Origin of the sequence: Taurinivorans muris (assembly GCF_025232395.1) — a bacterium.
Classification (GTDB): Bacteria; Desulfobacterota; Desulfovibrionia; order Desulfovibrionales; family Desulfovibrionaceae; genus Taurinivorans; species Taurinivorans muris.
This window is the reverse complement of the sequence record NZ_CP065938.1, coordinates 986737-1009180: the sequence shown is the minus strand read 5'-3', so window position 1 is coordinate 1009180 and position 22444 is coordinate 986737. Positions and strand designations below refer to the sequence as shown.

Below are 22444 nucleotides of genomic sequence, written 5' to 3'. Positions count from 1 at the left end.
ACAGCTCCTTACTTTTTCGGTTTTGAAACAATGGGTTTTGAAAGGTAGAGAGTTTCCAAATATGCGTTCCTAAGCGCCACATACGGGTCTACGGCATGGGAGGTGATTGCTTCATAAGGCGGAATAAAATCGTCTAATCCGTTGAAAGCCAAGAAAAGTTCCGTCGGGGTATAGACATACCACGCTATGAGATAGTCGAAAGCGTTGCTGAACACATCAACCCCGGTGCCGACGGTTTCACGGATCGTGGAAGGTCCGTAAAAAGGAATGACAAAATACGCTCCTTCCGGAAAGCCCCATTTTGCCAGCGTGTAGCCGAAGCGGAGATTTTCAGGGGTATAAGGGGAAAGGGGCTTGTTGTTGACGCTTGCCACATCGACAAAGCCCAGGCTTGTTGTCGTGTTGACAATAAATCTCCCGATTTCAATAAAAAACTGATCGACATCTCCTTGTAAAAAAGCATTTAACATGCGTTTCGGGGTTTTTATGTTTTCACGGAACGCTTTGAAACCCGTGCGGATTTCCGGGGTGGTGATGTCGCCGTATTTGTTATGGGCCGGTTTCAGAACACGCATCAAAGCATAATCATTGATATTGTGCCAAAACGTGTTCCACGCTCTGAACGTGTCATCATGCGGAACAAAAGAAGCCTCGTCCTCGTATTCGTCATCAAAATAATCATCATCGAAATAATCCTCGGAAACAATGACTTCAGGTGGGATAATCAACTGTTTCGCAAAGGAAAAACCAACGGCATTGCTTACGCAAAATGCCGCGCATAAAAAAAATGTGAAAAGGATTTTTGGCATATGTGTTTTCATTATTTATTTTTTATCTGTGTCTTTGTTTTTTTCTTTGGTTCCGATTTCGTTTTTCTTATCGTTTGCTTTTTGTTTGATACGGGTGATGAGCTCTTCCGGGCTTGCCTTGATTAAAATATCATGGAATTGTTCGCGGTAATTTTTAATCATGCTGATTCCTTCGATGATGACATCATAGACAACCCAAATGTCGTTTTTTACAATCATGCGGAATGATACGGGATAATCCTTTTCCTGTCCTTTAAAGAGCGTATGGACTTCAACTTTTTTACCGTCCTTGGAGCGGACTTCGCCGACATAGGCGAGGGTTTCCCCGTTATAGGAATTGAGCGTGTCGATATAGGAATTTCTAAGCAATTCGGTGAACGCTTCAGTAAAGCGTTTTTTTTGTTCAGGAGTGAACTGGCGCCATTTAGGTCCGACAGTACGGGTCGCAAACTCTTCAAAGTCAAAGAAGCTGATCAGCTCTTTTTCGATTTCTTTCAATACGTTCGGTCTTGTTTGCGGATTTTGAAATTCTTCCTGCAAAAGGAGATTGAAAATTCTTGCGCTGCCGTCTTCAACACGCTGTTTCGGTGTTCCAGGGTCGGCAAAGGCTGCGCAGACGGAAACCGATAATGCCAATAAACAGGATAGGATTACTTTATACATCATAAACTCCCAAATACGTATTTTGAAATGAGGGCGATTAAATCGACAGGCGGTTCTGTATCCGTAATATATGCCCCTTCGGCTAAAAGCTCGTCAGAGCCTCCCGGAGTGAGTTCCACAAATTTATCGCCTATAAGCCCGCTTGTTTTTATCGCCGCCATTGTATCTTCGCTCAACGCAACGGTATTGTTGATTTTCATGCTGATTTTGGCTGTATATGTTTCCGTGTCAAGCTCAATGGCGCTGACACGTCCCACTTGGACACCGGAAATTTCAACGTTCGCACCGTTTCTTAACCCTTGGACGGAGGAAAACTGCGCTTCAACGGTGTAGGTGTTGCTTCCGAGAATTTCCATTTTCCCCAGTTTTACGGTTAAATAGCCAAGGCAGATAAGGCCGATTAAAACAAATATTCCGACAGCGCTTTGTTTTTTTACCATGATTACCTCAAAATATTTTTCTTAATGTGTTTAACTTTCGAGCCATGCATCAAGGGCTTGGCGCACTTCCGGATTATCCGGAAGCACATGGTTTTGTTTTTGCGTTTCTTCCTGTTCCAGAAAATTTTTGATATAGGGGTCGGAAGAGGAGAAAAAGTCTTCCTTTGTGCCGTTGAAGTGGGCGATACCGTCTTTGACAAGCAGAATATGGTCGGCAACGCGGCTTACGCTGTTCATGTCATGGGTGATGAGGATAGTGGTCATATGCTGATAGTAAGATTGCATATCCAGCAAAAGCCTGTCCATCCGCAGGGACGTGATCGGGTCAAGTCCGGAGGTCGGTTCATCGTAAAAAAGGAGGGGGGGCTCTGTGATGATAGCTCTTGCAAGCCCTGCGCGTTTTCGCATGCCTCCTGACAACTCACTGGGATACCGGTAGGCTGCGTCTTTCAATCCCACCAGATCAAGGATTTCAAGCACGGCTTTCCTGATGGTTTGTTTGGAAAGCTTGGTATGTTCCATTAAAGGAAGGGCGACATTGTCAAGCAAATTGAGGGAACTCAGCAAAGCGCCGTCTTGAAAGAGAACGCCGAACCGCCTGCGCATGATACGGAACGATTTTTCATTGAGAGCTGTCACGTCTTTATCCGCAAAAAAAAGTTTTCCGCTTTTAATGGGAATAAGCCCTAAAAAAGTTTTTATGAGCGTTGTTTTGCCGCAGCCTGATTCACCCAAAACAGCCGTGATTTTTTGTGCGGGGATATGGGCGTTCATGCTTTTTATAACCGTAACGTCTTTATAGCCGGAAGAGAGATTTTCAATTTTAATATCCCAAGCTTTTTGTAATGACGAATTCATAATGGTTCCTATAAAAGAATGGAGCTGAGAACATAGTCGGCAACTAAAATCAATACGCAGCTTGTGACAACTGCGGAAGTCGTCGCATTTCCGACAGCGACAGGACCTTTGGAGTCTTTTCTGTCATGCACGAAATAGCCTTGGTAGCAGCAGATTAAAATAACGATAACGGCGAAAACAAGGGATTTGAGCATACAGCCGTTCACATCGCTCAGCATTACGGAAGATTCTATGCCGGACATATAGCGTCCGCTGTTGAGCCCTAAAAGGACGCAGGCGGACAAATAACCGCCGATAAGTCCGATGATGTTGAAAATCGCCGTGAGCAGAGGAAAAGAAATCAGCGCCGCCCATAATCTGGGACTGACCAGATAGCCGATAGGATGAATATCCATAACTTCAAGAGCGTCGATTTGGTCGCTGATACGCATAACGCCGATTTCGGCTGTCATGGCGCTTCCCGCCCTTGCCGCAACCATGATGGCTGTTAGGACAGGACCCATTTCACGGATGAGGGTCAAAGAAATGAGTGAGCCGAGCATGCCTTGCGCTTCAAACATGCTCATGGCGTAAAAAGCTTGCAGTCCGAGCACAAGACCGGTAAAAATCCCGATGAGCAAAATGACGAAGATCGATTGCGCCCCGATGACGAAAACTTGATTGAAAATTTTGTTTAACAGGTGACGGACATTTTTGGTGGCAATAACTGCATCAAAAAGAAAAAGGGTCAGTGCGCCCAACGTGTCAAGTATCTTTATGAAAATATCAATAGGTATTTTGTATATCATATATTTTCCCGCGTTTATTTAAATAGACTATTTTTTTTGTTTTGGCAATAAAAATAAAAACGGGTTAATGGGGCTTTTGCTTGTCAGAGGATAAGAAAAGAAGTATAAGGAATTATCCATTTGAAAATGAGGTGCGATTATGTGCTTAGCAGTTCCCGTATGCGTTACGGAAGTTTTGGAAGACGATATGGCGAAAGTCCGTGTGGGCGAGGGAGAAACATATCTGACCGTTTCCACCATGCTTTTGGAAAATCCTCCTGAAATTGGCGATTACATGATAGTTCATGCCGGTTTCGCCCTTCGCGTGCTTGAAGAAAAAGAAGCCGGTGAGGCATTGGCTTTATTGAAAGAAGTGGCGCAGAGCGGGCGGGTAGTGGAGTTTTAATCGTCTTTGGGGTGCGGAATGCGAAAAAGTTATTTTGTTCTGATTCTTTGTGCTGTCGGGTATTTGCTCAGCCTCTTGTCAAGAAGCTGTCCTACCGTGCTTGTCGATTACATGGCACTTGATTTTGCTTTCACACCGCAGAATATCGGATACGTCAGCGCCGCAACCATGTTTTCTTACGGTTTCATGCAGCTGCCTGCCGGAATTTTGGCAGACGCTTTCGGACCTCGGAAAATTTTAATTATTTTTACCTTGATTGCAGGTTTTTCAACCCTTTGTTTCGCTTTTTCCCAAACACAGACGCAGGTGATTATTTCCCGTTTCTTTATCGGGGTAGGGGTATCCTTATCCGTTATTTCCATTACCATGCTCAGCCTTTGGTTCATCCCGCAGACCTTCGCGAGGGCGAACAGCATATTGTGCGGCATAAGCGAACTGGGACCGGTTTTAGCCGCGACCCCGCTTTTGTTTGTCACGCAAATTCTGACGTGGCGCGGTGCTATGCTTCTTATGGCTGCGATTATTTTAGGGCTGACCTTTTGCTGGTTTTTCTTTATTCCGGAAATTTCCCCTTATCAGACGCCCAAAAAAGAAAAAGCAACATTCAAAGGGGTGATGAAAGGGCTTTTGATTGTTGTGAAAAATAAGCATTTTTGGCCTATGTGCTTATGGCAGATGGTGGCGACCGGTTCCATTTATATGATGATAAATCTTTGGTTTATCGAATACATGCAAAAAACTTCCTCCTATGGTTTCATGCAGCTTTCTTCCGTTATTTCCATTGGCGGGACATGTCTTATTTTTATTCAATTTTCCGTAGGCTTTTTATCTGACATGGTTTTCCGCAGCAGGAAAAAGGTCCTTATCCTGATCACCGTGATTTATGCAGTTCCTTGTTTCTTGTTCGTGTTCGCCGCGGGACATTTGAATTACGTCATGTTTGTCATTTTGGGCATCATGTTCATGTGCGGGGTTTCAGGTTCCAATATCTGCAATACCATGGTGAAGGAAATCTGTCCGAAAGAGCTGACCGGTACGGCACTCGGTTTGTTCAACATGTTTTATCCCCTATGGACGGCTTTGACGCAAATATGGTTCGGGAAAATTTTAACCTATTCAGCGCAGGCTGGCTATGATACGGTACGTTCGTATCAAATGGCTTGCGGGCTTGTTTTATTGAGCGCCGTTCTCGCTCTTGTCTGCAGTTTCGTCGCCAAGGATACCTATGTGTTTTCCCATGCGGAGCAGCAATGAAGCGAAGTGAGGAAAACGGACCTGCCAAACCATAAAAGAAAAAATATCATGAAGATACAGGAAATTCCCCTTTTTGCCATTCAAGGATTTAAAGCAGGACATGCTCATGACAGCGAAGGAGGCACGGGGGTAAGCGTATTTCTTTTTGACAAACTTAGCCCGGTCGGCTGTGATATTCGCGGGGGAGGACCTGCGAGCCGTGAAACGCCTTTGCTTGACCCTCAAAGGGGAGCGGGCGGGCTGCATGCCCTTGTGCTCTCCGGCGGCTCCGCCTTTGGCTTGGATGCGAGCGGAGGAGTCTTGCGGTATCTTGAGGAACAAGGTATTGGCTTTGATGTCGGTGTGACGAGGGTTCCTTTGGTCTGCCATTCCTGCATTTTTGATTTGGCTGTGGGAAGTCCTTATATCCGTCCCACTCGGGAAATGGCTTATGAAGCCTGCCAAAATGCCCGTAATGATTTTTTTAAAGAAGGTTGTGTCGGTGCGGGCATAGGCGCGAGCACCGGAAAAATTTGCGGTATGGAATATGCCATGAAAACGGGAATTGGCGCGTATGCCGCGGAATGCAACGGAATACAGGTTGGTGCCGTCGTTGTATTAAATGCTTTGGGGGATGTTTTTATTCCCGAAACAGGACAAAAAATAGCAGGTCTTTTAGCACCCGATAAAAAATCTTTTTCAGCTGAAAGAACTGTGCAGACGGAATTTTTAAAATTTTTGTCAAAAGAAGAGCAAAATATTTTTGCGCAAAAAGAAAGCATTGCCAATACGACACTGGGCATTGTGTTTACAAATGCCCGATTTGACAAAGCAGGTCTTGCAAAAATTTCTTCTGTGACGCATAACGCTTTCGCCCGCGTCATCAGCCCGGTGCATACCATGGCGGACGGCGACACTGTCTATACCGTGAGTTTAGGACAGAAAGAAACGGATATCAACGCCTTGGGCGTATTCAGCACGCTGGTGATGGAAAAAGCCCTTATCCGGGCTGTGACAACCGCAGTCCCCCTCTATGGATTGAAAAGTTATTCCGATATTATTAATTAATCAGTAAAAAAGCGGGTTATGCAAAATACTGTGTTGTCTTGCGGATTTTTATGTCCGCGCCCGAGCTGTTTTCAAGAATGAATTGGCTGAAGGTTATGGGAGAAATATAGCCTTCTTCCCAAGACAAGGTCATTTTCACGGCAAAATCAGGGTGTTCAGCCTTTTCGTATGCAATGAGCACAGGGCGGATATTGCGGGATTTCAATACGCCTTTTTTATTTGTTTTGCTGTGCATGACTTCTTTTTGCAGGGCAAATTGCTCCATACGGTTCCAAATGGTTTCATTATCATAGCGCGTATGCCCTAAAAGGAAGGTTTCCCTGACGGCGCTTCCTATTGTTCCGGTAAGGGGCATTTCTTCTATATGGGTGATTTCCATGCCGCGCAGCATATGGGGGTTCAGCACTTTGACAACTTCTTCCTTTTTCATGCGGGTTCGCAGGGTTATGGCGAACCATTCCGCTTCGCTTTCTATGCTTGTTGTCAGCGCCATGCCGAATGTGAGCAGTGGCATGGGGTGAAAGCCTTGGGAAAACGCCAAGGGCAGTTTAGCTCTCCGCATTGCCCTATCGAAAAGAGCTTGTATTTCCAGTTGGCTTAAAAAAGCCGCTTGTCCCAATTTCCTATGCCAAATACGGTAACGGACGGCTTTTTGTTTGAGGCTGTCGGCAATATGCGGCGCTTCCGCTTTTTGGCTGGGATTATGAGCCGGGATTTCACCGAATTCAATCTGATCTCTGCTTGTTTGGTTGAGTTTCGTTTGCAGCGGACCGTCCCCGTCTTCTTTGAGAAGCGAAGGACCTGCCTTCGTATCGCATGCGCCGCAATTTCGGCAGGCATGGTAACGGCAATCTTCCGTGATTTTTTCTTGCAGGGCGCGTTCTCTTTCTTTGAGCAAAAATTCTTTGCTTACTCCCGTTTCCAAGTGGTCCCATGCAAGCGCGGCGGAAATATCCCTTTTTCCTGTCCATTCCTCAATATTAATATTGCATTCTTTGGCTGCTTCATACCATGGTTCAAGGCTGAAACCCTCAACCCATGTGGAAAAGATTGCGCCCTTCTTGTATGCGCATTCGATAAAAGGGGCAAGCCGCCTGTCACCGCGGGAAATAATGCCTTCAAGGTGGCTCATGGCAGGTTCGTGCCAACGCATGACAAGGGCTTTTTGTTTTTTGAACTGGTCACGCAAATAAAAAATGCGGTTTTTCATTTCTTCCAGTGAAATTTGCGCTTCCCACTGAAAAGGCGTGTGGGTTTTCGGAACAAACGGGGAAAGGGCTGCCGTGATTGCTATGCGGGGACCTTCGATATAGCCTTTTTCATCGGGAATGCGGCAGCAATCACGCACCTTTTTGCAAAGTTCGACAATGGCGTCCAAATCTTCATAGGTTTCTGTGGGCAGTCCGATCATGAAATAGAGTTTTACCTGCTGCCAGCCATAACCGACCAGTTGGCGGACATGGTGGATAAGGGCTTCTTCGGTAACGCCTTTGTTGATGACATCGCGGAGCCTTTGACTGCCTGCTTCGGGAGCGAGGGTTGCGCCCGTTCTTCTGATACCCGCCATGGCTTGCATGATATCGCCGTCCACAGAGCCGACCCGCAAAGATGGCAGGGATATGGAAACTTGTTCTTTTTTGCATTTTTCGGCGGAATCTAAAAATAAATGTTTGAGCATGGAAAAGTCGCCGCAAGACAAAGCGAGAAAAGAAACATCGTCAAAACCTGTTTTTGCAAGGCAAGAGTCCAAAATGCCTTTTATTTCCTCAACATTTCTTTCCCGTGAAGGGCGGAGCGTCATGCCTGCCTGACAAAAACGGCAGCCTCTTGTGCAGCCCCGGGCGATTTCCAGGGAAAGCCTGTTGTGAACCGCCCCGAAAGGAACAACTTGTTTGTCGGGATAACGGGCGTCTTTTAAATCAGCCACCGCACGGCGTTTGATTTTCGTGTAGCCGCTCAATTTCGGAGTCAAACTTCCGTCAGCATTCAAATCAAAGAAACGCGGAACATAAATTCCGGAAATACGGCTCGCTTCTTCCAAAAATCGTGTTTTTGTCCATTTTTTCCGGCGGGCTTCAATCAATAATTCCATAAGCGGAGGCATCATGATTTCACCCTCGCCAAGCGCCATGATGTCCATGAACGGTGCGACAGGTTCGGCGCAGATGGTGCAGCCTCCCCCCGCCATGATTATAGGGTAGGCGAACAAATCATCGCCCCTGTCTTCCGCGCGCAGGGGAATATCCGCCAAGTCGAGCATATATAAAAGATTGGTGAAACAAAGTTCGGTAGTGATACTAAAGCCGATCAGGTGCGTTTTGGCGAGAGGGGTGTCACTTTCAAGGGTTGCGAGGGGGATACCGTGTTCACGTAAAATTTGGGCGGCTTCACGGCAGGGGGTGAAAACCCGTTCGGCAGTGATTTCGGGGTGGTTGTTTAAAAGGCTGTATAAGATCTTATGCCCCAAATATGACATTCCGACTTCATACATGTCGGGAAACGCCAAAACCGTATGGAGCCGTGTTTTGGATAAATCAACTTCGGCAGCACCTTCTTCAATGCCCAGATAACGGCTCGGTTTCGGCAGCAAGGCTAAAATTTCACGCATAACAACCCTTTTTAATAGGAAAATGAGAGGAAACTCCTCTCACTTTCAAAATGATACCGTTAAAAAATTATAAAATAATGCCGCTGGAAGGATTCGGATCCAATCCGCCGGATTTCAACGTGATGTTTGAACTGTTTTCAAGGTATTTATCCGTAATTTCCTGCGGAACTTTTGAGTACACGTAGAGAAAATGCTTTTCTTCGATTTTACCGCAAAATTCTTGCTCGAATGGATAACCATAAGGAAGAAGCATGATTTGTACGCCGCCTTGCTGGGAAGGAACGGTTTGCATAATGGCGACTTCGGTAAGCGCTTTCGCTTCTGCGTCGTATTTACCGATTGTGAGTTCGCCTGTGACGATTTTTACTAAACGGATATCGTAAGCCATGGATAGCTCCTTTTTGTGAATGATGAAGATGAAGTATAGGTGTAATTTTGTAAAATGTAAAGAAAAGAGTTTGAAGGGCGTTTCCCGTTCCCAAGGGGGAGTTTTCTTGCAATTTTCCTGTAACTCGGTATAGTTGATGCGTTAAACAAACGAGGATGGCATGTATCATATTATTTTTAATGGAAATGAAAAATATATTCCTTATATTTGCGTTTGCATGACAAGCATAGTCAGAAATACGGATGAAAACGTTTCGTATAAGGAACGGGGGCGTACTGTTTTATGTGCCGGCAATGCGGATGAAGCGTGCGAAGAAGCATATTGCTTTCATATTTTGACGGATTTTCTTTCAGAGGAAACAATACAGAAAATCAATGAACTGGAAAAACAGTTAAAGGAAATTTATCCCGTATCCGTTGAACTGCATTTTCTTGACGACAGGCTTTTTCTTGATTTTCCGCGTTGGCGGAAAAATTTTTCTGCCTATTACCGGATAATGGCAGCGCAATTTTTGCCCCTAAATGTCAGACGTGCCGTTTACTTGGATGGCGACACGCTGGTGAATACGGATATCCGCGCTTTCATGGTGCAGGATTTGGGGGGTAAAACGCTTGCAGCCGTTCCGAATTTTCCGCAGTTGAAACATAGGCTGAAATGTTCCAAAGGGGAGGGGGAATATTCTTTTGAACGGCATTTTTGCTATTTCAATTCAGGTGTCATGCTGATTGATATGGAGAATTGGCGGAAAGAAAACATACAGGAAAAAGTCATGCGTTTTTTGAATGCGTATCAGGTCTTGTGTCCGGACCAGGATGCCTTGAACGCGGTTTTTAAAGACGAAGTGAAAATTTTGCCGTATAGGTGGAATTTGATGTGGCACAATACGGTATCGCCGGAAAAAATTAAAAAAAAATGGAAAGAACAGCCGGAAGCGTTTGCGGGTGAAGGGTTTTATGACGGTTTGGATTCGCCCGAAATTATCCATTATTCCGTGAAACCGTGGGACAGCGACGGATTCAGGGTTGCGGACGATTATACGTTTTTTTATTACCCCAATCTTGATTTGTGGTGGGATATGGCGAAAGAAGTTCCGGTTTTTGCGGAAGAGCTGCTGGCGATACGGCAAAGCGGTCCGTATAGGAAAATGTCGGCGAACAATAAAAGAAAGAAGTTTTTACTTCAATTTGCTTGGTATAGGAGCTTATTGAAATTGAAGAGGGACAGCCGTCCTTTCATACGGAAAATTGAAAAGCCTTTTAAAACGGTACGGGATATTTTTTACAAATATAAACGCAGAAAGGGATGAGAAATTCCTCCGTAAGGAGGAATTTCTTATAATAATGCGTTATTCCAGTTAAATTCGCTGGATTTTCTTTCCTGTTCATTGGGGCAATGTTCTTCAAGTTTGACAAAAAAGCTGTAACCGGCTTTTTCAAGTTCGGTTTTGTGTCCGGACAAATCCATAGGCCAAGCGGGATATATCCAAAGGTTTTGCCCGTATTTTTTGGTCCAAAACTGTTCGCCTTTCGGGCTTTCAAAGGGGATATTGCTTTTTAGGTATGCGGGGTCGTGGCGGGAAAGCCCCATGGGCCAAAAGCCTTCCAAAACAACACCTAAAGGCAAGGAAGACTGGCGCGGAAGCAAAAGAAAATCATCCCTGGACAATTCCGGGCTCACAATGGCGTTATCAAACCCCATGCGTTTTAAAAGGGCTATGGCTGCGGCATTCGCCACATTGCAGAATGGTCCGGCAGTCAAGGAAAACATGGTTTGCGTCTGATTGTTTTTTCCGCCTCTCGGAACTTTTATCTTACTGCCCGGACTGTTCGGTTTGCCTTTTTCCTGTTTTGTTTCTTGTCCGAAATTTTCAAAACGTGCGGTGAAAGCGGGGTAGTTTTGGAAAAAGGCGATTTGCCACGGTTCATTGCAAACAAAATGCAAGGCTCCGTTTTTAATGGCTTCGGCAATGGTTTTTTGCCAGATATGTTCTTCGTTTGTCCAAATGACAGGAGGAAGCCACCAGGAAATGCGGGGCGCAAGGGTTTTTGATACAGCGCGTACCGTGCTCGGGCTGAGCCATAAGCCGGTCAATGAAGTTCTTGCGGCTTTTGTTTCTTTGCCTTGCGGAAGGGAAATACGCACGTTGATATTGAGCTGTTTACGCGCGCGGCAAGGTTTGGGCAAATTGGGAGTGAATTCCACGGCACTGCTTTTTACGGCTTTGGCGGCATCCAGTTTTTTTTCCCATGTGTTTAATTCCGCGATAAGTCCGGGTTCTTTTCTGTCAATGAGAAAAACCGGGGTTCCCGCTTTCGGGGTTTTGTGGCGTTCGCTTTTTATGGTGAATGTGCCTGCTTTGGGAATGGCGCGGGTAACGCTTACGGTTGAATGCCAAGTGTCGTCTTCATAGCCGATACGGAGCAGATCTTTCGGAATAAGAGGAATACGAGGTTTGAAATAAGGCAGGGAAAGATTTTGCCTGCTTTGATTTTTATTTGCTTTTTTATCTTTTTGCGCTTGTTTTTTTGCGCTGCTTTTCGCTTCTTCCACAATATCGAATTGGATTTTGCCCACTAAAAGTCCTGAGCCCGTATTTTCTTCCGGCGCTGTGACTGCTTGTTCGTTTTGAGGGAGAAAAAGACTATGGGTGCTTCTTCTGCCGAGCGCCATTCCGAGAAGTTTCTCCGCTTCTTTTTTGGCTGCGTTTCCTTCGTCACGCAAAAGTTTATAGGCTAAAACCGTATGGTAAACATAGTGCGGACCTTTTTTTCTACCCTCAATTTTCCAGCAGTTGAGCTGCGGAATGGAAAGAAGCGATTTGACGAGAACATCGAGAGAAAAATCTTGGCTTGAAAAATAACGCCCTTCACGGGATTTTTGCTTATACACACGGCGGCAGGGCTGTACGCAGCGCCCTCTCAGTCCGCTTTTTCCGCCCATGTAGCTGGACCAATAGCAGCGTCCGGATACGCAGAAACATAATGCCCCATGGATAAAGAGTTCCAAACTTAAATTTTCAGGACAGTTTTCCGCAATAAGCCTGAGTTCGTCAATATTGATTTCCCTTGGGAGAATGACCCGGTCCGCTCCTAAGTTATAGGCGTTTTCCAATGCTTTCGGGTGCGTGATATTGGCAAGGGTGGAAAGGTGCATTTCACCTTCAAAGCCTGCTTGGCGCGCAATATCGATAAGTCCTGCGTCTTGGATGATGAGGGCGTTCGGTTTGGCATCCCGCGCCAGCCGTTTAAAAAGCCGTCCCGCCGCCGGAATGTCATTGGGTTTCACCAGCGAATTGAAAGCGACATTGATTTTTTTTCCGTATTCATTGGCGAGATTGACCATTTGTGAAAGTTCGGAAATGCTGAAATTGTCGGCTCCGGCACGGGCGGAAAAGTTTTTTAATCCCACATAGGCCGCGTCGGCTCCTGCGGCAAGCCCTGCCAAAAAAGACGCTTTGTCACCGGCAGGTGCGAGAATTTCAGGCTTGAACCCTTCAATGGGCTGCAGTGAACCCAAAAGAGCTTTTTTTTCTTCCGTGGGCTGATAATGAATAGGGCTCAGTTTTGCGTTATAGGCGAGTTCTTCTATTTCCAAATGAGGAATGGCGAAATTTTCATCAGTCGGAGTATCTCTAGTCGGAGTATTTTTAATCGGGGTATCTTTTAATTTTATTCCGGAATGTGCGGGAGATTTTTTAGTAGAAATTTTGTTTTTTGCTGTGTTTTCAGGTTTTGAATATCGGGAAGTATTTTTTGTCGTTTTCTTTTTGGCTTGGGTTCTCACGGCGGCCTCTTTTTGATTTGTTAAATATATTAATGTTAAACGAGCATAATAAGGCTTGGGAAAAGTGTAAAGCAAAATATTCAGTCATGGCGCGGTTAGGAAAATTTTTCTTTAAATTTAAATTCTTATAATAAAATCGGGGAGAGAAAGAATTTCCGATTAAGTCAAAAATATGGATTAAACTGGGAAAATTTTGCAGACTTGTTAATGCTGTTTAAATAATATATTGAAAATATTGTATAAAAATATTTTGGCATGCTCATTGCTGTACTAAAGGCATACCTAAATCTTAGGAGGGGTGAATTATGTCATTAGTTGTAAATCATAACATGATGGCAATGAACACAGCGAGAAACTTGAATTCTCACTATAACAGACTCTCAACTTCAACTCGGAGATTGTCATCTGGTTTACGTATCGGTACAGCGGCAGACGACGCAGCAGGTCTTGCAATTCGCGAACTTATGCGTTCAGATATTTCAACATTACATCAAGGTGTGCGTAACGCCAACGACGCAATTTCCTTGATTCAAACGGCTGATGGTGCTTTGCAAACCATCGACGAAAAGCTCATCCGCATGAAAGAGCTTGCGGAACAAGCTTCCACCGGTACGTACGACTCTGTCCAACGTGCTATGATTGACTCTGAATATCAGGCAATGGCTTCGGAAATCACTCGTATTTCCATGGCGACAGACTTCAATAACATCAAATTGCTTGACGGTACATTAAGTGACGATACCCACGACGGAAGCGGTTTAAATTCTGTCGGCAAGCTTAAGATCCACTTTGGTACAGGCAACGATTCCGACGAAGATTACTATTACATTAAAATCGGCTGTACCACCGCATCAGCGTTAGGTCTCGGAAACAACGCAGGCGAAGCTTCAAAGACAAACGGCGGTTTTTCCATTTCAACGCAGGAAATGGCGCAGCTGACGCTTGACGCCATTACCAGAGCTATTGTGTCAAAGGATAATATCCGCGCCCACCTTGGTGCTATGCAAAACCGTCTGGAAGCGACAATCAGCAACCTTTCCATTCAGGCGGAAAACGTCCAAGCTTCAGAATCCAGAATTTCCGACGTAGACGTCGCAACGGAAATGACAGAATTTGTCAGAAACCAAGTTCTCAGCAACTCTGCGGTTTCCATGCTTTCACAAGCAAACCAATTACCGCAAATGGCTTTGCAGTTAATAGGATAATATTTAGGAACATATTTGCTAAACTAAGGTTGTTCTTAGTTTTAGTTCTCCGCCTAGGTATAAGGTATACCAGAGATTTTCTTCTGCCGTCACTGGCAGAAGAAGTCCCTGAGTAATATGCTTATTAATTGTATCCTTATAATCTTGTGTGCGTTTTTGCATATGAGAGGAGGTTTTAAGGATGTGCATAGTCTTGTATACATGTTGAAAGTCTATTCATTGTATTGTGAATAGACTTTTTTATTTAAATTCACCAACGAGTTTCCGATATTTTTCAAGAGCAAGCTTCGCCGCTTGGTGTTCCGCTTTCTTGATGCTGCTGCTGCTTGCCGTGATTGCAAAACCTTGAGGCGAATCATAGCGTACCGTAAAGGTTTTGTCGTGTTCCGGACCTGACCTGGAAACAAGTTCATATTCCGGGGTATAGTGAAAATGGGCTTGTGTGAATTCCTGCAGCTGCGTTTTATAGCTTTTTTTCTGAATTACTGTTTCCTGTTTGGGAAATTTCTTTTTAAATAACGAAAGCACGATTTTTTTCGATGTTTCAAAATCACTGTCCAAATAAATCGCGCCCAAAACAGCTTCCAAAGCGTCGGCAATGAGAGCCGGACGCGTTCTGCCGCCTTGATTTTCTTCACCTATGCCAAGCCGCAGACAATCGGAAATGCGGAGCTGTCCGGCAAGTTCCGCCAAGGATTTTTCATTGACAAGAGCGGAGCGGAAATGGGTTAAAATTCCTTCGCGCGCATTTGGAAAACGTTTGTACAATTCTTCGGAAATATGGATTTCCAAAATTGCGTCCCCTAAAAATTCAAGCCGTTCATTATGTTCGGAACAGGAATTTTCGTTGATATAGGAACTGTGCGTCAATGCTGTTGTGAGCAGTTCCGGATTTTTGAATGTGTAGCCCAGTTCTTTTTGTAAAAGGATAAGTTTTTCTTGCATACGTATAAAAAAAGAGGGGGACGAGTTCCCCCTTTTGTTAGTTTTCTTCCGGATTTTGAACCCAGTGTTGAAATTCCTGATTGAAACGTTCTTTAATGTTTGTCCATGGTTCGCCGGTATGGAAGTATTCATCAAGGGCTTCAAGGTGTTTGTCGATGAAAGTCATGATGGTGTCGGCATTGAACAAGGCGTAATCCAAGCCGGAACGGAAATTTTCCATGGCCTCGATAATGTCGGGGTGGTTGAAGTTTTCCGCGGGCGTATCGGCGACGATAGGTTGTCTGTATACTTTTTGGTAAAGGATTTTCAGGTTGTTGTATTCAATGTTGTCAATATGCTGCGAGCGCAGGTAGTTGAGCAGGTCTTGGTGCAGGGAATTGAAGTCCGTAACCGCTTTGTATGACTTCGTGTTTTTGAAAAACGGGTCATAGGAGAAAAGCGCGAAGTATTCATCGTAAAGAAGCTTTTTGATTTTGATGAAAGCGTCTTTGGGATAGAGGTATTTTTCAATATCGACATAGCTTTTTCCGTCAATAACATCGATAAGGCGCATTTTATGGTGCAGAAGCTCCGCATAAACGCGTCCTGATCGGCGTTTCAGCAAAATGATGAGGGTCTGCTGCGTGCTTTTGTACATGACAAAACTGGCGACAAGCCCGACCATGCTTACGGAAAAAACAGATACGGGAGCGCTTAAAAACGCAATATGCACAAAATCGAATGTTGAAAATGTGAACAAAAGGGTGCTGATAGCTGAAATAACGCATATTGTGGCAAAATAGACACAAAGGCTTTTATAGAGTTTCATTTTTCACCAATAACATAGCTGAATTTAAACACAAAAAGGCAGACTGAGCCTGCGAGTTCTTATTTAGGATATAGCGCATGCTTTGTAAAGGAAAATTTTAGAAAATTTTCATGCCCAGTATTTTTTGACGATTTCCTTGTTCTCATCAAGAAATCGTATTGCGCCGTCATGAACAAGACCGCTGATATTGTGTCGGCTGCACCATAATTTGCGTATGGTTGTCGCGTCGATATTCAGGGTCGGAATATCGATGAAGGTGCAAACAGGCTGCTGAGGCGGATTTTTCTGTTCTGAAAGGTAAAGCTGCGCCTTTTTTTGCGCGTGAAGGGGTAAGGACGCATTTTCTCCTTTAATTATGCAATTATTCCAATATGTTTTTGCAATTTCAAAAAAATCCCGCGCTGTTTTTCCATGCCGCGCGACAACGATTAAACGGGTGATTTCGTGGAGCTTGAGCCCGTTATGCCATGTGGGCAGGGCGCTGAAATCTTCAATTCCCATTAAAAAATAGGGCGCCGCCAAAGGATGTGATTTTTTCCATTCCGTCAAAATTATGTCGGTATAGGATTTGCCTTGGATTTCTTTTTCTATTTGATTGATATGGATGAAATCAATATGCTGCAAGCTTTTTTCAATGCATTGGACGCGCATTTCAAAAGGCAGGAGCCCCTCTTTGCTTTTATGCGGGTGATTGTGGGAGACAAGCAAATCAATTGCGTCAAGGTTTAATTCTTCCGCAATTTCGATAGCATGGCGCAAGTGTCCGATATGGAAAGGGTTGAACGCCCCTCCCATGATACCGATTTTTTTATTTGCGAATTTGTCCGTTACCATAAACTGCGAATTTGGTTGTGGTTAATTCTTCAACACCCATGGGTCCGTAAGCATGTAATTTGGTTGTGCTTATTCCTATTTCCGCTCCGAGTCCGAGTTCTCCGCCGTCATTGAAGCGGGAAGATGCGTTGACCGCCACCATTGCCGCATCGGCTTCACGCAGAAAGCGTTGGGCGTTTCCATAATTGTCGGTACAAATGATTTCCGTATGGTGTGAGCCGTATTGATGAATGTAATCAAGGGCTTCGTCAAGGGAGCCGACAATAAGGCAAACCATTTGCAATGCTCCGAACTCTTTTCCTTTATGTTCTTCCCGCAGCGGTTCGGCAAGTTTTTTAAAAAGAGGCAGGCTTTTTTCGCATGCAAAAATCTCCACGTTTTTCGGCTCAAGTTTTTCCTCCAAAAGAGGAATGAATTTGTCTGCAATATTTTTGTGGACCAATATTCCCTCAAGGGCGTTGCAGACGCCTGTTCTTTGGGTTTTGGCATTGAAGATGATTTCAGCGGTTTTTGCAAAATCCGCACTTTCGTCAACAAAGAGATGCGGAACGCCTTTGTCGTGTTTCAATACGGGCATTGTGGCTCGGCTTGCTATGGATTGCACCATTTTTTCGCCTCCGCGGGGAATAATGACGTCTATGAATTGTGAAAGTTTGCAAAGTTCATAAATGCTTTCACGGTCCGTATTTTCGATGTATTGGACAATTTCTTTGCAAAAACCGTTTTGGAGGAGAGCTTCTTGGATAAGACCAGCCAAAAGAATGTTGGAATGAAATGCCTCGGAGCCTCCCCGCAGGATGACGGAATTGCCCGCTTTGAGGCATAAAATGGCGGCGTCAACGGTTACGTTCGGGCGTGATTCATAAATCATGGCGATAACCCCGAGCGGAATACGCATTTTTCCGACCAACAGTCCGTTCGGGCGCTGCCATTGCTTGTCCATAGCCCCTATGGGGTCGGGCAGTCCGGCGATAAAGCGGCAGGCATCAGCCATATTGTCAATAAGTTTTTCATCAATGGTCAGCCTGTCGATTTTAGGCAAAGACAAATCATTTTTTTTCGCTTGTGCAATATCAAGGGCGTTTGCTTCCAAAATGCTTCTTTTCTTTTTAAGCAGTATTTCGGCAAGGCTGTGAAGGGCGGCATTTTTTTGTTCGGGGCCCGCTTTGGCGATTTCACGGGAGGCTTGTTTCGCCTGAAAAGCGATATGATGAATATGTTCGGAAAGGTTTGCCATTACTTTTATCCTGTTACAAGTTTGTCAATTTAAATTTTTATGTATTATAAAGATGTTAGCTGTTTTTTGCAATATTAAAATAGAGAATTTACATTTTTTGTCTTGAGTGTTTGTTAAAAAGGGGTTAATATGTTTTTTACAAAAACGTTATTTTTGATTTGTATTGTTAAGGAGATGATATGTCTTTGAATGAAAAGAAAAAAAAATCTGAAATAAAAGAAGCGGAACTTGTGGATGATAAAAGTTATCAAAGCCCTTATGCCGGTTCCGCAGAAGAGCTGTTGAAGGAAATGCAGCAGGAAATTTCTCCCGAAGCTACGCCGTTGTGGCAGTATATCAATGACAATGCGCCGAAAATCGCCGCCGTTGTCATTACGCTTGTCGTGCTTATCGGCGGGTATACGTTTTACAGCGGGTACCGTGAAGGGCAAATGGCGGACGCGAAAGGTCAGCTGGCACTTATCATTTCAAAAAGCGACAGCGCCAACGTCTTAGCCGAGTTGGAAGAATTCAAAAAAACAGCGCCGGGGGGGCTCGCTCTTGCCGTTGAACTTGAAATAGCGCGTTTTGCGAGCTTGCAGGAAAATTATGAAAGGGCGGAACAAGCTTATCGTACAGTCATGAATGAAGAAAAATATTCCGCTTTGGGCATTGCCGCTGCGATGAATACCGCCGGAATAGCCGCTCACCGGGGTAATTTTGCGGAAGCTGCAGCGATTTATGAGGATATTGTCGGTCATTGCCCCAAAGATGTGCAGTCCGTCGTGTATTTTCAGCTCGGAGAAATGGCGGAACAATTAGGCGATAAAGATAAAGCGATTAAAGCCTATCAGGACGGGATTAATTTATTTGAACTGAAAGATTCAACAGATGTGATTTTCTATCAAAACCGTATAAAAGAACTTTCAAAATAGGGTTTTTATGGTAAAAGCGCCGGAAAATTATAAAGATTATCTTGAAACCTTGAGAATAATGGCGTCTTATTTGGGACCGCAGCGTTCTTTCAGGTCTAATCTGGAATTTTTTTTGCAACTTTTGGCAAAGCGGCATGATTTCATGCGTGCGCATTTGGTCCTGTTCGAACCTGAAACGGGACTTTTGCGTTTACGCCATGCGTATTCCTCGCAAGAGGTGAATGAAGTCACCTATTCTCCCGGGGTCGGGGTGACCGGACAGGTTTTTGCAACCGGAAAATCCATTATCGTTGAAAAACTTAAAGACGATAAGCATTTTTTGAGTTTGCTTTTCAATCGTACCGATGAGGAAATGGAAAAACTCGCTTTTATTTCCGTGCCTGTTTTATCCCCTGTTGAAGCAAATCCCATGACCGCCCGCGATATTTTGGGAACGCTCAATGTCGATACCATGGGAGGCGACAGGGACGATTTGGAATGGCGCTGTTTGTTTCTGGAAGTGGTGGCTTCGCTTATCGCCAATGGTTCCGCATATTTGCAGGAAGAAATTTCCAGATTGTGGCGTGTTGATTCCGCTGTGACGCTCATGCAGGAAGATACGGGCAATTATTTTTTATTTTCAAAAGTCATGCGGCATTTGGCTGACCAGGCAAGCCACTTGGCGCAAGGAAGATCTCCGCTTTTGCTCGTGGGGGAAAACGGGGTCGGCAAGGAATTTTTGGCGCGGCGTATTTACAAGGCGAGTTCCCGCAAGGATATGCCTTTTGTGAGCTGTTATCTGGCGACCATCGCGGAAGAAAAGATGTTTGCGGAATTGGTCGGGTATCAGAAAGGGGCTTTTGCCGGAGCTGTGCAAACCCAAAAAGGTTTGTTTGAACAAGCCCAGTACGGAACGATTTTTCTTGACTGCGTCGAATATTTGACGAAAGAAGCGCAGGAAGCGCTGCTCCATCTTTTGCAGGAACATGAAATAAGCCGTTTGGGCGGCAAGCCGTTTTCTTGCGATGTCCGCGTGGTGGCGTCAACATGCGTGTCTTTGGAACAGCTTGTGCAGGAAGGAAAGTTTTTAAAAGAACTGTATATCCGTTTAAATCTTTACAGTTTGTATATTCCCCCGTTACGGGAAAGACGCGAAGACATCATTCCTTTGGCGGAATATTTTCTCTCGCAGATTGCCGAGCAGGAGAGTCCTTCCGGACAGGCGGAAAAGGCTGTGAAGAGGATTTCTTACCCTGCATTGCAGCTTTTGACGCATTATTATTGGCCCGGAAATATCCCTGAATTGCAAAAATGCATGGAATTGGCGGCGCAAAACTGTTCCGATCAGGTCATCCGCGCAGGGGATTTGCCTCCGAGTCTGCAAACTGCCGAAAGTACGGATACGGAAAATGAATTGTCGCTTGGCGACGCCGTTGCGCGTTTTGAAAAAGAAATGATTGTGGACGCATTGGTGAAAGCGAGCGGAAACGTGCTTAAGGCTGCTAAAATATTGAAAAGCAGTTATCGCATTGTCAATTATAAGGTAAAAAAATACAATATCGATCCAAGGCATTTCACGGTCAGAAAAGTATAGAAAGCAGTTGATTTATGTTTTGCCCCCCATTTATTGGAACCATGAAGCAATAAATGGGGTTTTTTATTACTTAGGACAACTTCGCTATGGGCAGATTACGGATATCCCGCGGGTTGTAAGGGGATTTATGCTCCTGCTTCATGCGCCATGCCGTATTTTCCAGTCCTTCCGCCCCGAATTTAATGGCATGTTTTCCATGGCGTTTATTGATGGCGTCAAGCGCATGCATGAGTTTTTCCGTATTTTGTTCTTCCTGTTCATTGAGCAGGGAAAACACGTTTTTTTGAATGCTGCGCGCAGGCAAAATGCCGTAAAACATGATGCCGGCTTTCACATAGGCGTGGTTTTTTCTGTACATTCCTTCCAAAAGCTTTTTCGCTATGGGGAGCATGGTCTTCGTATCGCAGAGAGGATAGGGGAAAAGGGCGTTTGCCGTATTTTTGCAGCAGTTTTGCGCATGGGAAGACGTGCGTATATGGACGCACATTCCGGATGCGAGAAGATTTTTGCGGCGTAACCGTTCCGCACCTTGCGCCGTAAATGAGGAAACGGCTTCCAAAAGCTCCGCGAAGTTTTGAATGCGTACACCGAAAGAGCGTGAACAGACAAGGCTTTTGGGCGTATCGGAAAAATCTGTTTCTATACACGGAACACCGTGCAGTTCTCGCAGGGTTTTCAATCCGGTAACGGTTAAATTTTTTTGTATCCATTCTTCGGAGGCGGATTTATAATCATAAGCGGTTCTTATGGAATTTGTGCGAAGTTTTTCGCTTTGTTTTTTTCCTACGCCCCAAATTTCCCGGACAGGAATTTTCTTTAAAAGCTCATTGAAATTTTCTTGTGCCGGGTCGAGAATGAAAATGCCGTTTTCTTTTTTGGCGATGTGGTTTGCGAGTTTCGCAAGGGTTTTGCTCGGTGCTATGCCCACGGAACAGGTTATTCCCGTCCATTTTTGAATGCGTTCTCTTAAAAGCTTTGCAATTTCAAGGCAGTTTGGGGCGAGACTCTTTTTTAATCGGCAAAAGGCTTCATCGATTGAATAGGGTTCGCAGGGGCAGATCTCGTCGATAATATGCATGACCCTTGTTGAAATATCCCCGTATAGCGCATAATTGGAAGAAAATACCGCCACATTGTGGAGTTTCAAAAAAGAACGGATTTTAAATTCAGGTTCGCCCATGGGTATTCCGAGTTCTTTGGCTTTTTGGGAACGGGCGACGATACAGCCGTCGTTATTGGAAAGAACGACAATGGGTTTGTCTTTTAAATCGGGACGGAATAATTCTTCGCAGGAAGCATAAAAATTATTGCAGTCGACAAGAGCCCAAAGTTCATCGGGGTTGAGCAATTTCTCGTATTTATTGTCGGTTTCTGCCGTGTTCATTGTGTGCTGTGGATGGAGAACGTAACAACGCCCCAAATGTGAACATGTTCTTTATCGATGATGTCTATTTCCGGATAAAGGGGATTTTCCGGCGCGAGGACTGCGGCACGGGGGCGGCGCAAAAGGCGTTTGACCGTAAGCTCTCCGTCAATGGCGGCGATTACGATTTTATTATGACCCGCTTCAACGGAACGGTCGACAATGAGCAGATCCCCGTCGTGAATGCCTGCGCCGAGCATGGATTCTCCGTGGGCTTTGAGAAAAAATGTCGCATTCTTATTGCGGACCAAAAAATCGTGCAAATTGATTTCGTTATCTATATAGTCGTCCGCAGGGGAGGGAAAGCCGGCTTCTACGGCGGAAAGATAAAGAGGAAGTTTTTCTTTTTTCTCCGTGTCGGCGGCATGTTCCGCACAGCCTATGATTTCTAAATTTTTTGAGAATTTCATGCTTTTTTTATATAAAAGCGGAAAAGAATGGTCAAGAGCTAAATTTGCTTGGAAATACGTTGGAAAGTATAT

21 protein-coding genes are annotated in these 22444 nt (G+C 44.7%); 7 read left to right on the top strand and 14 right to left on the bottom strand.

The features are described 5' to 3' along the window. Positions 1-8: 8 nt before the first annotated feature. Genes JBF11_RS04730 through JBF11_RS04710 form a run of 5 tightly spaced genes read right to left on the bottom strand, consistent with a single transcriptional unit; the run spans position 9 to position 3558 of the window. Positions 9-809 (bottom strand): MlaA family lipoprotein, encoded by an 801-nt coding sequence (locus JBF11_RS04730; protein WP_334316224.1) that lies wholly within the window; start codon positions 807-809, stop codon positions 9-11. Between the two features lie 15 nt (positions 810-824). After that, a complete protein-coding gene (locus JBF11_RS04725; protein WP_334316223.1) occupies positions 825-1475 on the bottom strand; it encodes an MlaC/ttg2D family ABC transporter substrate-binding protein in 651 nt (216 codons plus the stop codon). Next, positions 1472-1912: an outer membrane lipid asymmetry maintenance protein MlaD gene (gene mlaD, locus JBF11_RS04720; protein WP_334316222.1), complete on the bottom strand. Its 441-nt coding sequence runs from the start codon at positions 1910-1912 to the stop codon at positions 1472-1474. Before mlaD ends, JBF11_RS04725 begins: the two co-directional genes overlap by 4 nt. 30 nt (positions 1913-1942) lie before the next feature. Then, a complete protein-coding gene (locus JBF11_RS04715) occupies positions 1943-2770 on the bottom strand; it encodes an ABC transporter ATP-binding protein (RefSeq protein WP_334316221.1) in 828 nt (275 codons plus the stop codon). An 8-nt stretch (positions 2771-2778) separates the two neighbouring features. After that, complete coding sequence (locus JBF11_RS04710; RefSeq protein ID WP_334316220.1) at positions 2779-3558, bottom strand: MlaE family ABC transporter permease; 780 nt, start codon at positions 3556-3558, stop codon at positions 2779-2781. A gap of 139 nt (positions 3559-3697) precedes the next feature. Here JBF11_RS04710 and JBF11_RS04705 point away from each other — a divergent pair, with 139 nt between their 5' ends. The 3 genes from JBF11_RS04705 to JBF11_RS04695 are packed head-to-tail and all read left to right on the top strand — an operon-like array spanning position 3698 to position 6244. Then, positions 3698-3943: a HypC/HybG/HupF family hydrogenase formation chaperone gene (locus JBF11_RS04705; RefSeq protein ID WP_334316219.1), complete on the top strand. Its 246-nt coding sequence runs from the start codon at positions 3698-3700 to the stop codon at positions 3941-3943. Positions 3944-3961: 18 nt separating this feature from the next. Continuing rightward, positions 3962-5197 carry an MFS transporter gene (locus tag JBF11_RS04700; RefSeq protein ID WP_334316218.1) on the top strand — a complete coding sequence of 412 codons (1236 nt, stop codon included), beginning with the start codon at positions 3962-3964 and terminating at the stop codon, positions 5195-5197. 48 nt (positions 5198-5245) lie between these two features. Then, complete coding sequence (locus JBF11_RS04695) at positions 5246-6244, top strand: P1 family peptidase (RefSeq protein ID WP_334316217.1); 999 nt, start codon at positions 5246-5248, stop codon at positions 6242-6244. A gap of 16 nt (positions 6245-6260) precedes the next feature. On the opposite strand, the gene JBF11_RS04690 is transcribed toward JBF11_RS04695, so the two are convergent. Further along, positions 6261-8852, bottom strand: coding sequence for a TIGR03960 family B12-binding radical SAM protein (locus JBF11_RS04690; RefSeq protein WP_334316216.1), 2592 nt, complete (start codon positions 8850-8852; stop codon positions 6261-6263). 67 nt (positions 8853-8919) lie between these two features. After that, positions 8920-9240: a hypothetical protein gene (locus JBF11_RS04685; RefSeq protein WP_334316215.1), complete on the bottom strand. Its 321-nt coding sequence runs from the start codon at positions 9238-9240 to the stop codon at positions 8920-8922. Positions 9241-9400: 160 nt separating this feature from the next. On the opposite strand from JBF11_RS04685, the gene JBF11_RS04680 reads away from it, so the two are divergent. Beyond that, complete coding sequence (locus tag JBF11_RS04680) at positions 9401-10546, top strand: glycosyltransferase family 8 protein (protein WP_334316214.1); 1146 nt, start codon at positions 9401-9403, stop codon at positions 10544-10546. Positions 10547-10572: 26 nt separating this feature from the next. On the opposite strand, the gene JBF11_RS04675 is transcribed toward JBF11_RS04680, so the two are convergent. Beyond that, positions 10573-12756 (bottom strand): peptidase U32 family protein, encoded by a 2184-nt coding sequence (locus tag JBF11_RS04675; RefSeq protein WP_334316314.1) that lies wholly within the window; start codon positions 12754-12756, stop codon positions 10573-10575. 572 nt (positions 12757-13328) lie between these two features. Between JBF11_RS04675 and JBF11_RS04670 the strand changes: the two genes are divergently transcribed. Continuing rightward, complete coding sequence (locus JBF11_RS04670) at positions 13329-14228, top strand: flagellin N-terminal helical domain-containing protein (RefSeq protein WP_334316213.1); 900 nt, start codon at positions 13329-13331, stop codon at positions 14226-14228. Between the two features lie 240 nt (positions 14229-14468). Here JBF11_RS04670 and rnc read toward each other — a convergent pair whose 3' ends face one another. From rnc to JBF11_RS04650, 4 genes are all read right to left on the bottom strand, one after another. Continuing rightward, on the bottom strand, positions 14469-15173 hold the full coding sequence (gene rnc / locus JBF11_RS04665; protein ID WP_334316212.1) for a ribonuclease III: 705 nt from the start codon (positions 15171-15173) through the stop codon (positions 14469-14471). Positions 15174-15210: 37 nt separating this feature from the next. Beyond that, positions 15211-15981, bottom strand: a complete 771-nt coding sequence (locus JBF11_RS04660; RefSeq protein WP_334316211.1) for a hypothetical protein — start codon at positions 15979-15981, stop codon at positions 15211-15213. A 108-nt stretch (positions 15982-16089) separates the two neighbouring features. Continuing rightward, positions 16090-16815 carry a nicotinate-nicotinamide nucleotide adenylyltransferase gene (locus JBF11_RS04655; RefSeq protein ID WP_334316210.1) on the bottom strand — a complete coding sequence of 242 codons (726 nt, stop codon included), beginning with the start codon at positions 16813-16815 and terminating at the stop codon, positions 16090-16092. Next, on the bottom strand, positions 16790-18052 hold the full coding sequence (locus tag JBF11_RS04650) for a glutamate-5-semialdehyde dehydrogenase (RefSeq protein ID WP_334316209.1): 1263 nt from the start codon (positions 18050-18052) through the stop codon (positions 16790-16792). Before JBF11_RS04650 ends, JBF11_RS04655 begins: the two co-directional genes overlap by 26 nt. Before the next feature lie 179 nt (positions 18053-18231). On the opposite strand from JBF11_RS04650, the gene JBF11_RS04645 reads away from it, so the two are divergent. Together JBF11_RS04645 and JBF11_RS04640 are read left to right on the top strand one after the other, a co-directional pair. Beyond that, on the top strand, positions 18232-18966 hold the full coding sequence (locus tag JBF11_RS04645) for a tetratricopeptide repeat protein (RefSeq protein WP_334316208.1): 735 nt from the start codon (positions 18232-18234) through the stop codon (positions 18964-18966). A gap of 7 nt (positions 18967-18973) precedes the next feature. Next, a complete protein-coding gene (locus tag JBF11_RS04640; protein ID WP_334316207.1) occupies positions 18974-20539 on the top strand; it encodes a sigma 54-interacting transcriptional regulator in 1566 nt (521 codons plus the stop codon). Positions 20540-20609: 70 nt separating this feature from the next. Here JBF11_RS04640 and JBF11_RS04635 read toward each other — a convergent pair whose 3' ends face one another. Next, entirely contained in the window at positions 20610-21923 is a 1314-nt protein-coding gene (locus tag JBF11_RS04635; RefSeq protein ID WP_334316206.1) for a Y-family DNA polymerase, read from the bottom strand. Continuing rightward, positions 21920-22372 carry a LexA family protein gene (locus JBF11_RS04630; protein WP_334316205.1) on the bottom strand — a complete coding sequence of 151 codons (453 nt, stop codon included), beginning with the start codon at positions 22370-22372 and terminating at the stop codon, positions 21920-21922. The genes JBF11_RS04635 and JBF11_RS04630 overlap by 4 nt, the downstream gene beginning before the upstream one ends. Positions 22373-22444 lie beyond the last annotated feature (72 nt).